This window comes from Thalassotalea psychrophila (assembly GCF_031583595.1).
Classification (GTDB): Bacteria; Pseudomonadota; Gammaproteobacteria; order Enterobacterales; family Alteromonadaceae; genus Thalassotalea_A; species Thalassotalea_A psychrophila.
Genome location: NZ_CP134145.1, coordinates 4201314 through 4216486 on the forward strand (window position 1 = coordinate 4201314; position 15173 = coordinate 4216486).

The following is a 15173-nucleotide window of genomic DNA, read 5'->3' on the forward strand; positions in this document are numbered from 1 at the left end:
TGATTAGTCCTCTACCACTAAACCCATTGAACGAGCAGAGCCCGCAATGGTACGCACTGCAGCTTCTAGTGAGCCCGCAGTTAAATCAGGTTCTTTAGTCTTAACGATTTCTTCAAGTTGTGCAGTAGTTACTGTACCAACTTTTTCAGTGTTAGGACGGCCTGAACCACTCTTGATACCAGCAGCTTTCTTAAGTAAGTAAGAAGCAGGTGGAGTTTTTGTTTCAAAAGTGAAAGAACGATCGTTGTATACAGTAATAACTACTGGTACAGGAGCGCCTTTTTCTAAAGAATCTGTTTTTGCGTTGAACGCTTTACAGAATTCCATAATATTTACACCGTGTTGACCTAGTGCAGGACCAACTGGTGGTGACGGGTTAGCTGCACCAGCAGCAACCTGTAGCTTGATTAGAGCTTGGACTTTTTTAGCCATGGTTTTTATACCTTTAGTATGGGTGCAAACGCTATTAGTTAAAACAGCTCCCCGTTAACAAAAAACGATTTTATTCGAAGTTCAAATAAAATCGGCAGCGGATTATATATTAACCAGAGGCATAAGTGCAAGGATGAATTGTGAATTTGTTTAAAAAAGAGGCGAAAGAAAAGAACGAGGGGCTAGAAACGGAGAAACAAAGAGCGAAACCACTATATAAAATCGATTAAACCTATTACACCTACAAATAAGATCCAACTGCCTAGAAACAGCTTTAATTTTTGTGGACCTAAAGCCTGCGCGATGAACCTGGCAACTAATGCCCCAATAATCGCGCCAGGGGCAGCAAATAATAAAACCTCTAAATTAATAAGTTGCTCATTAATAAAATATGGAATGCCACTTAATACCGATAAAGAAGAAACTATTACTCCTGCTGCAACTGAAAACATCACTGAAAATCCGCGTAACAGTAAAATAACGGCAAGGATCTCACCAACACCAACTGAGATCCAAGCAGTGATAATTCCACCAATAAAACTGGAGATAGCAATTAGCAACAGCTCGAGTTTAGTTAGTTGTTTAACACCGCGGTGTGTTGACCGTTTCCCTAGATATACACAATGGTATAAAACGACGATACCAAATACTAATGAAAACACACTAAAAATCGTGTTTATTGACGTCACAGGCAGTAAGGATAAATATTGCACACAATAGATACCAGCAATCGACATTGGAATACTACAAGCTAAAGCTTGATATAAAAGGTTAACTCTTTCTATTTTTTGACTACTGTCACGGTTAAAAAATATTAACCAAGAAATACTACCTACAGTCATACCAAAACATTGAATAGCAAAGCTTGTAGCAACAACCTCATCTATCGCCATACCTAGCGCATTAAATGAAGGAACAAAAACAACGCCCCCTCCAGCTCCGGTAGAGTTTGCTGTTATAGCGCCACCAATACCTAAGAAGAAAAACGCGCCAAATTCTTGCAGTTTAGCTAATGAATTCTCAAGCTGAATAAAAAGAGCAGACCAAAGTACAATAAATAATAAGGCTATAACAAATAGATATTTTTGCTGTTTAGATAATGAGGACGGCAACATTAATAAAGAAGTTTTCTAGGGAAATTGTAGTTATCATATACCAATTCTATTAATTATGTGATCAACTTTTTAGTGAGATAAAATGGATAAATACAAGGCATAAAATTTTATAAGTAGTCATTCTCGGCTTTGGCATCCTGCGTCGCTCTACCTGCAGCATCCATGCCTTCGTACTTAAGATTTTATAACGCAGTATTTGTTCTTTTTAGCCAGTAAAAATGAGCAGATAATTATTGGACTTGGTATCAATGCAGCTTTGTAATAGATAAAACCCTTTCTCTTTAATATTTTATCGTATAGATGCTCATTGTAAGTTGTGGAGATCCCGTTCAACAACATAACGGGATGACGGTTAACTGTTTCTAAACGACGTTAAGGCATTACAAGTGCTAACTGTCCATGGCAATTTGCATACGCTCACCCCTTAACGTAAAAAGCCAGAGCAATGCTCTGGCTTTTAAATTGATTTGAAAAAAGTTTAACCTTTTTCTACCTGAGCAAACTCAAGTTCAACTGGCGTAGAACGACCGAAGATAGATACCGATACTTTAATGCGGCTCTTCTCGTAGTCAAGCTCTTCAACAACACCGTTAAAGTCTGCAAATGGTCCGTCAATAACACGAACAACTTCGCCTGGCTCAAACAATGTTTTAGGTCTTGGTTGATCAACAGATTCTTCAAGACGTTGCAAAATACGATCAGCTTCTTTTTGTGAAATAGGTCTAGGACGATCAGTAGTACCGCCGATGAAACCTAATACACGAGGTACACTTTTTACTAAATGCCATGCTTCCAGATCATCAGGAACCATTTCAATCAAAACGTAACCTGGGAAGAACTTGCGTGCACTTTTACGCTTTTGACCAGCGCGCATTTCAACAACTTCTTCTGTTGGTACAAGTATTTGACCAAATTTATCTTCTAAGCCTTGAATTTCAATGTGCTCTAAAAGAGTTTTTTGTACACGAGCTTCATAACCAGAAAACGCTTGTACAACATACCATCTTAATTTTCTATCTTCAGACATAAATTACACCTGTAATGAAGTGATAAAGTTTACGATAGCAAATAATGCGCTATCTAAGCCCCATAAAATTAGAGACATAATCGCTGTTGCTACAAGAACAATAGCAGTCGTTTGAATTGCTTCTTGTCTAGTAGGCCAAACAACTTTACGTACTTCTGTACGAGATTCTTTAGCAAAAGATACTGCGTTACGACCTTTTTCAGTCTGCATAGCAATTAAGCCAGCAACAACAACCGCCGCAACTACGCCAAGGGCACGGTATAATGGAGACATGTCACCGTAGTAATAATTACCGAAAACGGCACCACCTAAAAGTAGGAAAACTAATACCCACTTCACTGAATCTAGAGAACCACTAGTTTGGTTTTCTGCACTTGCATTCATAACTTACAACCTGTTCCTGTCATTAGGACAAAACTACCCCGTCTAATGACGAGGTTTGGATAATATGGCAGGGGTGGAGAGATTCGAACTCCCAACATTCGGATTTGGAATCCGACGTTCTGCCGTTGGAACTACACCCCTAAATTTTTTGATACCTTAAAAAGGTACACATACACTTATCATGCGGTTCTTAGATTTTGTTTGGAAAATTAAGATTACATCAGAAGTGAGGGGCCATTATACGTTGTAAAATCTATTACTCAAGCGAAAATTGGAAAAAGAAACGAGGAACGAGAACATTCATCCAATGACCCTCTAATTTCTTTCATTTTAGAAACGAATAGCAGTACTTTTTAGAAGTAGGGGCATATTGTTTTGTAAGCTCGCTGTCAAATACGGAGGTCCCTGATGTCGCTTGAGCTCCTCCGGAATGACGGAATACTTTTTCAAATATATTTGAGTATCCAAGGAGCTAGTTAACTTAAACTACGTCATCCTGTGCGAGTATAAACGAGACACGGGACCTCCTAACTTCACAACGTGCTTAGAACAATAGCTTTTCGTTTCTCGTTTCTCGTTTCTCGTTTCTAATTTTCAGACATAAAAAAGGCCGCGTTAGCGACCTTTTTTTAAGGTTTGGTATTTACCAAAACATTAGTCGATGATTTTAGAAACAACACCAGCACCGATTACGCCATGGATGGCGTGTATGCCGAAAATGCAGGAGCAATTTTTCGGTCAGTACGGCTCAAGTAAATCATAAATGATTTATCTGCAAGCCAGAGGCTTACAGCGATAACTAAAAATAGTGCCTATTTCCTTATCGTTATCGTCATCACGGAACACCGTGAAGCTGGCCGTACAAACAAAAAAAGCGCCGAAGCGCTTTTTTTAAGGTTTGGTATTTACCAAATCATTAGTCAATGATTTTAGATACAACACCAGCACCAACAGTACGGCCACCTTCACGGATAGCGAAGCGTAAACCTTCTTCCATCGCGATTGGGTTGATTAGCTCAACAACAAACTTCAAGTTGTCGCCTGGCATTACCATTTCAACACCAGCAGGAAGCTCTACAGCACCTGTGATATCTGTTGTACGGAAGTAAAACTGTGGACGGTATCCTTTGAAGAATGGAGTATGACGACCACCTTCATCTTTACTTAACACGTATACTTCTGATTCGAATTTAGTGTGTGGGTTAACTGAACCAGGCTTACATAATACTTGGCCACGTTGTACGTCTTCACGCTTAGTACCACGTAATAATACACCACAGTTCTCGCCAGCACGACCTTCGTCAAGAAGCTTACGGAACATTTCAACACCAGTACAAGTAGTAAGCGTAGTGTCTTTGATACCTACGATAGCAACTTCGTCACCAACTTTTACGATACCACGTTCAACACGACCTGTTACAACTGTACCACGGCCTTGGATTGAGAAAACATCTTCGATTGGAAGAATGAAGTCACCATCGATAGCACGCTCTGGCTCTGGAATGTAAGAATCAAGTGCGTCAGCTAGTTCAACAACTTTCTCTTCCCATTTAGCTTCACCTTGAAGTGCGCCTAATGCAGAACCTTGGATTACTGGTAAGTCATCACCTGGGAAATCGTATTCTGAAAGAAGTTCACGAACTTCCATTTCTACTAATTCTAATAACTCTTCGTCATCTACCATGTCACATTTGTTCATGAAAACAATAATGAATGGAACACCAACTTGGCGAGATAATAAGATGTGCTCACGTGTTTGTGGCATAGGACCATCTGTAGCAGCAACTACTAAGATAGCACCATCCATTTGGGCAGCACCAGTGATCATGTTTTTAACATAATCGGCGTGACCAGGACAATCTACGTGTGCATAGTGACGTGATTCTGTATCGTACTCAATGTGAGAAGTATTGATTGTAATACCACGCTCACGTTCTTCTGGAGCGTTATCGATTTGTGCGAAATCTTTAACTTCACCACCGTGTACTTTAGTAAGTACAGCTGAGATTGCAGCAGTTAATGTTGTTTTACCGTGATCGACGTGACCGATTGTACCAACGTTAACGTGCGGTTTATTACGTTCGAATTTTTCTTTAGCCATTGTTAAATACCTTTAAAATAATTATAAAATTGATTCTATTTTTTAAGGTAAAGACGAAAGATATATATTGAATAAGTAATTTCAGAGGGGGCAGAGAATGGTGCTAATAGACAGATTCGAACTGTCGACCTCACCCTTACCAAGGGTGCGCTCTACCAACTGAGCTATATCAGCGCTTATAAAAATATGGAGCGGACGGCGAGAATCGAACTCGCAGCTTTAGCTTGGAAGGCTAAGGTATTACCACTATACGACGTCCGCATATCTATTAGACTATCTTTACAATAAAAAATGGTGGAGGGAGGTGGATTCGAACCACCGAAGGCTGAGCCGTCAGATTTACAATCTGATCCCTTTGGCCACTCGGGAACCCCTCCAATATTTTTTAACACTTTGGAAAGTGTATTAATGGTGCCGTCTGCCGGAGTCGAACTGGCGACCTACTGATTACAAGTCAGTTGCTCTACCAACTGAGCTAAGACGGCACTGCATTAAGTGGAGCGAATTCTAGATGAATGTTTTGCACCATGCAATAGCTAAATTAAAAAAAATGCTGTTTTTTTTCTAGTTGCTGTTTTTTCAGCCAAATTTGTAATAAAAATATTAATATTTTTATTAAATCATAACAACTTTAGTCCGATAAAAGTTTTATAGAAATCGCTTCATACCGATAAAGACTAAATTATCAATATAAGTAGCTTTAAATTGCCCTAATCGATTTAGCTCTGAGCCATTACCTCCTGTAAAAATAACTCTTTCAACACTATGTTCCGTGTTTTTCGTCATCTCTACAGCGCCGTGTACTGCAGCAGAGGCTGTAGACCAACAACCTAAATTTACATTATCACTGGTAGTTTTTCCAAACTTTAAAACATCAATTTCACTTTGTTCAGCAAATACTTTTTCAGTATTTTTAAACAATGCTTGCATCATCATATCAACCCCAGGAACAATCCATCCACCCTGATGCTGCTTATACTTATCTAATACATCAAAAGTTATCGCTGTTCCTGCATCCACTATTAAAAGGTTTTCCTTTGGATAAAGGTATTGCGCTCCAAGTACCGCTAACCAGCGATCAACGCCCATAGTGGAATAGTTTTCATAACTATTTTTAACACCAAAGGATTCAGCTTCTGTAGACAAAGGTTTTATTTGAATATCTAGTGATTCTGCCCATGCATGTATTTCTTGTGAAAAAATAGGGTTAGAAACAGAAGCAATTACAATTGATGATATATGGTCAAAACTGCTTAATAACTTTAAAAAGTCAAAAGTTGAGCAGTGATTAATTTTAGATAATTGCTTATTTTCAAGTAGAGCATATTTTACTAGGGTATTACCTACATCAATCAATAATTCCATTAAACACCTCGTAAGCTAACTTCGCCGCCATAAATTGGGAGCTGTTTACCATCGACTTCTAATAACAAAGCCCCACTACTATTTATACCTTTGCAAATTCCTCTGGTTTCTTTATCACCCGTTAATAATTTCACTTGTTTATTATAGAAGAAGTCTTGTCGTTGCCAGTCATCTAACATTGGTGCCAAACCGAACTGGTGATGTTGTTCTAAGCGTTCGCTGATCTTAGCGATCAATTGCGCAGAAAGGATATTCCTGTCAACGTCTCGGTTTAATTCATTGCCCAAATCGGTCCATGGCTGATCAATTTTATCTGCGCTTTGTTTCGGCATATTAATATTTAAACCTAAACCAATTACACAATTTCCTGGACCAATGCTTTGTCCTTCTAACTCGACAAGGATCCCAGCAAGCTTTTTACCATTTATGTAAATATCATTCGGCCATTTCAATTGCACATCAAGGCCGTACTGTTGTTGCAAAACATCGCTAACAGCGATACCTACGACTAAAGAAATTCCCATTGCAGCAGACATGCCCTGCTCTAAATACCAATACATAGATAAATATAAGTGCGACCCAAATGGTGAAACCCACTCTTTACCTCTGCGACCTCTTCCAGCAGATTGAAACTCTGATACACAAGTTTGACCATGAGTGACATTATTTGGTAAACGGCGCATTAAATATGAGTTAGTCGAATCGATAATGCTATGCACTTCTACAAGGTTTTTGCGTTTAAGATTTGCAAGTTGAGTAGTAATTGTTTGCGCGTCTAATAGAGTAATGCTTTGCGCTAATTTATAGCCTTTACCTTGCACAGAAAATATATCTAGGCCCATTTCAGTTAATACTTTAACGTGTTTTGAAATAGCTGTTCTACTTACACTTAACTGCTGGGCCAAGTGTTGGCCTGAAATAAATTGGCCATCCGCTAATTGACGAATTAGCTCTTCTCGTACTACTTTTGCCATTAGTTAATATCTTCTATACGTTGTTCGCCTTGCGCCGAAATTAACCTAACTTCAGGTTCAAGAGCTACATTAAATATTTTCTTTACTGTGTTTTGTACGTGACGAGCAAGTTCTATCACATTTTTACCCGTTGCATTATTACTATTGATTAATACTAATGCTTGTAACTTATGCACTGCTGCGCCGCCAATACTAACACCTTTTAATTGACTCTCTTGTATTAACCAACCAGCAGCAAGCTTCATATCAGAGCCTTTAGCTGGGTAGGCAGGAAAATCTGGGTATTGGGCTTTGATAGCAGCAAATGTCTGATGATCAACAATTGGATTTTTAAAAAAACTACCGGCATTCGGAATAACTTTAGGATCGGGTAATTTACTTTCCCTAATGGCAATGACAGTATCAAAAACTTGTTGCGGGCTAGGAGTATCACCAAGTTCATTTAACCCTTGATACTTTAAAGTAGGCTGCCAAAATTTATTCAGTTTCAAGCCTATAGCAATGACAACGCCTTTATTTTTTAATGCGTTTTTAAATATACTATCTCGATAAGAGAACTGGCAATGCTCTGCTGGCAATCTAACAACTTTCAAACTTTGAAAATCAAACCAATCAACATAATCACATACATTGGCAAACTCCACCCCGTATGCGCCAATATTTTGTATTGGCGCGGCACCACAGTTACCTGGTATTAACGCCAAATTCTCAAGGCCTGCCATATTGTTAGATAAACAATATTGCACCAATTCATGCCAGTTTTCGCCACTTGCTACATGTATATGAAAATTATTATCTTCATCATTAACATTGATACCGCGAAGATCAGGGCAAAATATTGTGCCTTGGTAATTTTCCACGAACAAAGAATTACTGCCACCGCCTAAAATATAAAATTGTTCAGGTAAGTTTTGCGCAAATTCTTTAACTTGCTCGACTGTTTTAGCAAACACTATATCTTTTGCAGAAACATCTAATGCAAAACTGTTTAAATTTTTAAGTGGATAATTTTTGTGATGCATGAAAAACATTATTATTAGGTTTGATTCGATTGTAACGGATAAGGGGAATAGATTCTAGGAACTAAGGACTAAGGAACTATGAATAAGAGCTTGGAGCTTGGAGCTTGGAGCTTGGAGCTTGGAGCCATTTTAAAATACAAAAGGAGCCGAAGCTCCTCTTATTTATATTTCATCTCATCTTTTACTTATGAAATGGTTTACTAAATTTGTGGACTGCATCAATAAAATAACCTGCATGTTCTGGGTTCACATCAGGGTGAATACCATGACCTAAGTTAAATACATGGCCTGTACCAGTATCACCAAAACCGTTTAATATAGTTTGCACTTCTTGCTCAATACGCTCTTTAGGTGCGTATAACATTGAAGGGTCCATATTACCTTGTAATGCAACTTTATCACCTACTCGAGCTTTAGCGTCTTCAATGTTAATAGTCCAATCAAGGCCTACAGCATCACAACCTGTAGCAGCAATAGATTCTAACCACATGCCACCATTTTTAGTGAATAACGTCACTGGCACTTTGCGACCTTCATTTTCACGGGTTAAACCGTCAACGATTTTTGCCATATACTGTAATGAGAATTCTTTATACATCGCTGGTGAAAGTACGCCACCCCAAGTATCAAATACCATCACAGATTGTGCACCAGCAGCAATTTGTGCATTTAAGTATGAAATAACTGAGTCAGCTAATTTATCAAGTAATAAATGCAATGTTTGTGGATCGCTAAACATCATTTTTTTAATTTTTGTGAATGCTTTCGAACTGCCGCCTTCGATCATATAAGTAGCAAGTGTCCACGGACTACCTGAGAAACCAATTAAAGGTACTTCACCTTTAAGTTCCTTACGAATAGAGCGCACTGCATTCATAACATATTGTAATTCGCCTTCAGGATCTGGATGGCCAATTTTTTTAACATCGGCAGCGCAAGTGATTGGACGTTCAAACTTAGGACCTTCACCGGTTTCAAAGTACAGCCCTAATCCCATAGCATCAGGAATTGTTAATATATCACTAAATAAAATGGCTGCATCTAACGGGAAACGACGTAATGGCTGAATTGTCACTTCTGTAGCAAGTTCAGTATTACGGCACAGAGCCATAAAGTCGCCTGCATCTTTACGAACTTCTTTATACTCAGGTAAATATCTACCTGCTTGACGCATCATCCAAACAGGAGTGTAATCAACAGGTTGGCGTAAAAGGGCTCTTAAATAAGTGTCATTCTTTAATGTTGTCATTTTTAATACTTGAAATGCTGTTAAATAATTATGGCCGCCATTCTACCCAAAGTTACTCACAGTTACTATGATCTAGGGCAAACTTTATCTCAAATTTAAAAACAATGTTGGCTAAAGGTTAAGCGAAAGTTAAAAGTCTTTTTTGGATTAAATTGTAAAAAAGTGTTGCACAATAGAAAATGCTTTGTTATAAACTTTACAAGCTTTAAAGAATAACTAATAAGAAGCTAGTTCAACTAGACCATACAGCGAGCATTTCAGGCCTTATCTTTGATAAGGCCTTTTTATTTCCCTAATAAAATAAATACTTACATAAACTATACTAGAACCTAGTCTGAATAAGGGATGCAAATAGATGCGGCTGATCTTTATACTTTTTATATTGTGTTTTAGCGCTAATATTTATGCCCTTGGTAGTAAAGGCCATTGGCTAGTTTGCCAGCTTGCTTTCGAAAACCTTTCTTCAATTCAACAAAATGCATTAACAAAATTAACTAATCATTTTCCAGTTGAACAAAAACATCAATTAAATGCCTATTTAAATCGATCATCTAACACAGAAGTTACTTTCGCTGATGCTTGCAGTTGGGCTGATGCAATACGAAATGATGAGCAATTTTTATCATTCAATAGTTGGCATTATTTAAATGTCGGCAGAGAACAGTCAAAAGTTGAAGTTGATGACTGTCGAGGGAATTGCATAATTTCTGCGATTGAATACCATCAGCAACAATTTAAAGAACAAACCTACCCTGCATATAAACTAACAGCTCTGCTTTTTCTCGCTCATTGGATAGGAGATATTCATCAACCTCTGCATGTAAGTTTTAAATCTGATCTTGGTGGTAATAAAACTAAAGTAATCGATAAAATAAATTCGAACAAGCATCAGTGCAGAAACTTACATCAAGTTTGGGATAGATGTCTGTTAAATAAATCATCCAAAAAAGATTTGTTAAGTAACTTAGATATTTCTTTATCTAACGATGAAATAGATTTACTCAATCAGAAAAACATTATGAACTGGGCAAATCAATCCCTAAAAATTACCCGAAGTAAATCAATAGGCTATTGCAGTGAAAATAATAGCAATGCAATGTGCCAACCTCTTTCTCAGGCAATAATGTTTGATCAATCATATTACAGTCGAAATCAACCAATATTGAAAACTCAAATTAAACTTGCTGCAATTAGACTAAATTTATTTTTATCCGAGCATTTATAATTTATTTAATAAAAATATACGCTTATAAAAAAATGTTCCCTTTCAATTGTTACTTTTGAGTTTGAGCTCTAATTTAATTGTAAAATAAATGTTGCAATTCCCATTAAAATTCAGTGTTATATAGTTAATCTCATAGTCTTCGCAACGAATTCCGGAGGGACAATGCTAAGTCGTTTAGAACAAGCACAACAACAATGGGGCGGTTCATTATCTGCCATCGACAACTGGTTAACTGAGCGTCAAGATGTTCTAGTTGGTTATTGCCAATTAGCTGGGTTACCTCCTTTTGAACAAACCGATAAAGCCTTACCCAATCGAAATGATATTAAGTCCTTTTGCCAACTTTTGATGGACTATATGTCAGCGGGCCATTTTGAAGTTTTTGATCAAGTAGTTGCTCAATGTAAAAAAAATGGGCCAAACTCGCTAGCATTAGCACAGCGGATTTATCCAAACATTGCAAAAACTACAGATTTCGGTCTCACTTTTAACGATAAATACGCAGAGATTAACTCTGATGAAATTTTAGATAGCTTTGATCAAAGCTTATCATCGTTGGGGCAATTTTTAGAAGATAGATTTGAACTTGAAGATCAGTTAATTGAAGCGCTTTATACTAAGCATAGCTAGGAACTAGGAACTAGGAACTAGGAACTAGGAACTAGGAACTAGGAACTATTAAGTATCGACAAGTTTATATAAAAAAACGAGGCTAATGCCTCGTTTTTTCTGCAATACATGCTAGATACTGAAACGAGAATCATCCATGATAGTTCAGCATAAATACATCCTGTATTTAATTAGTGAGCAGCAGCTTCTTCAGTAGCTGGCGCTGCAGGAGTAACGATATCTATTAATTCAACTTCAAATACTAGTGTCGCGTTGCCTGGGATTGGGCCAGTACCGTTAGGTCCATATGCAAGCTCTGAAGGGATAACAAACTTGTACTTAGAACCAACGTTCATTAATTGAACACCTTCAGTCCAACCTTTAATTACACGGTTTAATGGGAACTCAATCGGCTCGCCACGATCAACTGAACTATCAAATGTAGTACCGTCAATTAATTTACCTGTGTAATGAACTTTTACAGTATCAGTTGCAGCTGGTTTTGCACCTTCAGCAGCAGTGATCACTTGGTATTGTAAACCAGACTCTGTAGTTTGAACGCCTTCAACTTTAGCATTTTCAGCTAAAAAGTTTTTGCCCGCGTCTAAACTTTTTTCGTTATCAATTGTTGCTTGGGCTTGTTTTTTCTCATTCACTTTTTGGTCTAAAGCCATTAGAAGCTGTTGAATTTCTTCTTGCTCTAATTGTGCACTACCATTTAAGCTTTCAGTAAAACCAGCCATTAATAATTCTTTATCTAAAACAACACCAAACTTTTCTTGTTCAGTTAAGTTGTTATTCATGTAACTACCAATCGAAGCACCTAAAGCATAAGATTGTTTTTGATCTTCAGTTTCAAGTACAGCAGCTTTTTTCTCTGCTTCTTGGTTACAGCCCATTAATGCGATTACAGCAACTGCTACCAAAGTTGGTTTAACGATAAATTTCATTTTTTTCTCCAAAAAATAAGTACCACATAAAAGGAGAAAACCCCTATTACATTAAATTTTAATAATTAAAAAGACACCATATATTAGCGGCAAATAAGATAAAAACCTAGCCCCTAAAATGTACAATAGTCTCAAAAAATAGACTTAATTAATGATATGGAGGTATTTTTTACCATTTAAAGGGGATAATTTGATCTATTTGGTAATTAAACTTTAACGCAATGGATTATTTAGCGATAATGCCGACAGATATATTAAGGCATTATTATGACTATAGAGCTACAACAAATAGCAACATTATTAGAGCGTGTTGACAACTTAGAAGCAAAAATTGCATTTCAAGACGACTTGATTGAGCAACTTAACAATGAAATTACCGTTCATCATGAACTACTTACTGGTGTAAATGAGCAACTAAGGCTTATCGGTCAACGAGTTAAAGATATGAATACTCCTGAGGTAGGCCGGGTAGAAGATGAAACTCCTCCACCCCATTATTAAGGAGGTTATGCTTACGGCTTGAAAACGCCTATCACCTGTTCTTCGCTGCGAACCTCAGGTTCAACTTGTTCTTCAGGTTGGGTCATTTCCATATTACAGCTAACGCAGGTAACTTTTTCAACACCGTGTTCTTTGGTTAACGCTAAGGTATCCATAGCATTACATTTTGGGCAGGTTGCACCAGCAATAAATCGTTTTTTCATAAAATTAATTAACAGCTAAACTAAAGTAGCCATTTTACCTTTAAAATAACTTTAAATATAGCGAAGGATACTAACTTGATTCTGGCATCAGAACTTGGTTTCGACCGAGGTTTAAAAACTTTAATAAAATCATCAAGCTTTACCATTCATCCGGGTCATAAAGTTGGCCTTGTTGGTGCTAATGGCTGTGGTAAATCTTCGCTATTTGCAGCATTTCTAGGCCAGTTATCAATAGATAGTGGTATTTTAGATATGCCAAAATCCTGGAAAATCGCCACAGTTAAACAAGAAACGCCTTCATTAAACTGTAGTGCTTTAGATTATGTAATGGATGGTGATATTGAATATCGTCAACTTGAAGTTCAATTGGAACAAGCCAGAAGTGATGATGACGGTAGCCAAGAAGCATACCTATTAAACAAAATTGATGTGATAAACGGCTATAGTTTACCGGCAAGAGCCAGTGAATTGCTACACGGCTTAGGTTTTATGCAAGAACAGCTTAATAATAGTGTTAGCAGTTTTTCTGGTGGTTGGCGTATGCGCTTAAACTTAGCGCAAGCACTAATAAGTAGAGCAGATTTACTATTACTTGATGAACCAACTAACCATTTAGATTTAGATGCTGTTTTATGGCTGCAACGTTGGTTAAAACGCTTTGATGGTACCCTTGTGCTCATTTCTCATGATCGAGACTTTTTAGATGATGTTATTGGCCAGATCCTACATATCGAACATCAAAAAGCAAAATTATACTCAGGTAATTACAGTAGCTTTGAACGTCAAAGAGCCGAGCAACTTGCGCAACAAGACGCGATGTATCAGAAGCAACAAAGAGAAGTAAAACATTTAACTTCATTTGTTGACCGCTTCAGGGCAAAAGCGACTAAAGCCAAACAAGCACAATCGAGATTAAAGCGTTTAGAGAAATTACCTGACTTAATGCCTGCGCACGTAGACAGCCAATTTAGCTTCAGTTTTGATAATCCGGGTTATATGCCATATCCGCTATTATCGTTAGAACAAACAGACTGTGGTTACTCTGAAGACGCAATTATACTTAAAGATGTGACTTTAAATTTAGTTCCTGGTAGCCGCATTGGATTATTAGGCCGAAACGGTGCAGGTAAATCAACGCTAATTAAGTCGTTAGCAGGTGAGTTAAAATTACAAAATGGTACTCGTTTTTGTGCGCAAGAGTTAACGATTGGTTATTTCTCTCAACATCAACTTGAACAATTGCGCATGGATGAAACCGCAATCAATCAAATCATGCTGGCGAAAACTGACTTTACAGAGCTTCAAGCTAGAAATTACTTAGGTCGTTTTGGTTTCAGTGGCGAGCAAGCTCTTAATGTAATTAACACCATGTCTGGTGGCGAAAAAGCTCGCTTGGTATTGGCGCTGATCGTATTAGAAAAGCCACAGCTATTACTTCTTGATGAACCAACCAACCATTTAGATTTAGAAATGCGCCAAGCTATCGTACTAGCACTACAAGAGTTTGCTGGAGCCATCATATTAATTGCTCATGATCGCTACTTATTAGAATCATGTGTTGATGAATTCTACATTGTTGGTAACGGTAAAGTGGACAGCTTTGATGGTGATATTGATGACTACCAAAAGTGGCTTGATGATGATAAAAAATCTGCATTAGCACAAACAAAATCAACCAATGTAAACGTTGACAAAGTAGACAAAAAAGAGCAACGTCGCCAACAAGCAGAACTTAGAAAGCAAGCAGCTCCGTTAAGAAAGCAAGCGGATAAACTTGAGAAACAAGTTGAAAAATGGCAACAAGAACTCGAACTAATTGAGCAAGAGTTGGCATTACCTGAAACTTACGAAGCAGAAAACAAAGCAAAATTAAATGAGTTAATGCTCAAGCAAGGAAAAATCAAACCACAACTTGAAGAAGCAGAAGAACAGTGGATGGAACTTGAAGAGCAAATAGAAGAAATCGTTAACGGCTAAAAAAGTAGGGTCAGAGTCAGGTTATTAAAAATAACCTGA

15 protein-coding genes and 5 tRNA genes are annotated in these 15173 nt (G+C 37.6%); 4 read left to right on the forward strand and 16 right to left on the reverse strand.

All coding sequences use genetic code 11. The features are described 5' to 3' along the window. Window positions 1-3 precede the first annotated feature (3 nt). From rplK to hemE, 14 genes are all read right to left on the reverse strand, one after another. The gene (rplK, locus tag RGQ13_RS17490) at window positions 4-432 is read right to left on the reverse strand and encodes a 50S ribosomal protein L11 (RefSeq protein ID WP_033078701.1); all 429 of its coding nucleotides are present in this window, start codon (window positions 430-432) and stop codon (window positions 4-6) included. 212 nt (window positions 433-644) lie between these two features. After that, window positions 645-1547 (reverse strand): sulfite exporter TauE/SafE family protein, encoded by a 903-nt coding sequence (locus tag RGQ13_RS17495; protein ID WP_348391015.1) that lies wholly within the window; start codon window positions 1545-1547, stop codon window positions 645-647. Between the two features lie 478 nt (window positions 1548-2025). Further along, window positions 2026-2574: a transcription termination/antitermination protein NusG gene (gene nusG / locus RGQ13_RS17500; RefSeq protein ID WP_348391016.1), complete on the reverse strand. Its 549-nt coding sequence runs from the start codon at window positions 2572-2574 to the stop codon at window positions 2026-2028. Between the two features lie 3 nt (window positions 2575-2577). Then, entirely contained in the window at window positions 2578-2958 is a 381-nt protein-coding gene (secE, locus tag RGQ13_RS17505; protein WP_348391017.1) for a preprotein translocase subunit SecE, read from the reverse strand. A 65-nt stretch (window positions 2959-3023) separates the two neighbouring features. Then, a tRNA-Trp gene (locus RGQ13_RS17510) sits at window positions 3024-3099 on the reverse strand. Between the two features lie 775 nt (window positions 3100-3874). Beyond that, window positions 3875-5059, reverse strand: coding sequence for an elongation factor Tu (tuf, locus tag RGQ13_RS17515; protein WP_348390994.1), 1185 nt, complete (start codon window positions 5057-5059; stop codon window positions 3875-3877). A 98-nt stretch (window positions 5060-5157) separates the two neighbouring features. Further along, window positions 5158-5233, reverse strand: a tRNA-Thr gene (locus tag RGQ13_RS17520). 13 nt (window positions 5234-5246) lie between these two features. Next, window positions 5247-5320 (reverse strand) — tRNA-Gly (locus tag RGQ13_RS17525). A 31-nt stretch (window positions 5321-5351) separates the two neighbouring features. Further along, a tRNA-Tyr gene (locus tag RGQ13_RS17530) sits at window positions 5352-5436 on the reverse strand. Window positions 5437-5468: 32 nt separating this feature from the next. Continuing rightward, window positions 5469-5544, reverse strand: a tRNA-Thr gene (locus RGQ13_RS17535). A gap of 163 nt (window positions 5545-5707) precedes the next feature. Further along, the gene (locus RGQ13_RS17540; RefSeq protein WP_348391018.1) at window positions 5708-6424 is read right to left on the reverse strand and encodes a type III pantothenate kinase; all 717 of its coding nucleotides are present in this window, start codon (window positions 6422-6424) and stop codon (window positions 5708-5710) included. Then, on the reverse strand, window positions 6424-7398 hold the full coding sequence (gene birA / locus RGQ13_RS17545; RefSeq protein WP_348391019.1) for a bifunctional biotin--[acetyl-CoA-carboxylase] ligase/biotin operon repressor BirA: 975 nt from the start codon (window positions 7396-7398) through the stop codon (window positions 6424-6426). Before birA ends, RGQ13_RS17540 begins: the two co-directional genes overlap by 1 nt. Then, window positions 7398-8420, reverse strand: coding sequence for a UDP-N-acetylmuramate dehydrogenase (gene murB / locus RGQ13_RS17550; protein WP_348391020.1), 1023 nt, complete (start codon window positions 8418-8420; stop codon window positions 7398-7400). Before murB ends, birA begins: the two co-directional genes overlap by 1 nt. A 181-nt stretch (window positions 8421-8601) precedes the next feature. Continuing rightward, window positions 8602-9669: a uroporphyrinogen decarboxylase gene (gene hemE, locus RGQ13_RS17555; protein WP_348391021.1), complete on the reverse strand. Its 1068-nt coding sequence runs from the start codon at window positions 9667-9669 to the stop codon at window positions 8602-8604. A gap of 355 nt (window positions 9670-10024) precedes the next feature. On the opposite strand from hemE, the gene RGQ13_RS17560 reads away from it, so the two are divergent. Together RGQ13_RS17560 and rsd are read left to right on the forward strand one after the other, a co-directional pair. Then, window positions 10025-10894: a S1/P1 nuclease gene (locus RGQ13_RS17560; RefSeq protein ID WP_348391022.1), complete on the forward strand. Its 870-nt coding sequence runs from the start codon at window positions 10025-10027 to the stop codon at window positions 10892-10894. A gap of 162 nt (window positions 10895-11056) precedes the next feature. Then, the gene (rsd, locus tag RGQ13_RS17565; RefSeq protein WP_348391023.1) at window positions 11057-11524 is read left to right on the forward strand and encodes a sigma D regulator; all 468 of its coding nucleotides are present in this window, start codon (window positions 11057-11059) and stop codon (window positions 11522-11524) included. 170 nt (window positions 11525-11694) lie between these two features. Here the strand turns inward: rsd and fkpA are convergent, their stop codons facing one another. Continuing rightward, a complete protein-coding gene (gene fkpA / locus RGQ13_RS17570) occupies window positions 11695-12453 on the reverse strand; it encodes an FKBP-type peptidyl-prolyl cis-trans isomerase (RefSeq protein WP_348391024.1) in 759 nt (252 codons plus the stop codon). Between the two features lie 267 nt (window positions 12454-12720). On the opposite strand from fkpA, the gene RGQ13_RS17575 reads away from it, so the two are divergent. Then, a complete protein-coding gene (locus tag RGQ13_RS17575) occupies window positions 12721-12954 on the forward strand; it encodes a SlyX family protein (RefSeq protein ID WP_348391025.1) in 234 nt (77 codons plus the stop codon). Window positions 12955-12965: 11 nt separating this feature from the next. Here RGQ13_RS17575 and RGQ13_RS17580 read toward each other — a convergent pair whose 3' ends face one another. Beyond that, window positions 12966-13157, reverse strand: coding sequence for a YheV family putative zinc ribbon protein (locus tag RGQ13_RS17580; protein ID WP_348391026.1), 192 nt, complete (start codon window positions 13155-13157; stop codon window positions 12966-12968). Window positions 13158-13232: 75 nt separating this feature from the next. On the opposite strand from RGQ13_RS17580, the gene RGQ13_RS17585 reads away from it, so the two are divergent. Then, window positions 13233-15134, forward strand: coding sequence for an ATP-binding cassette domain-containing protein (locus tag RGQ13_RS17585; protein ID WP_348391027.1), 1902 nt, complete (start codon window positions 13233-13235; stop codon window positions 15132-15134). Window positions 15135-15173 lie beyond the last annotated feature (39 nt).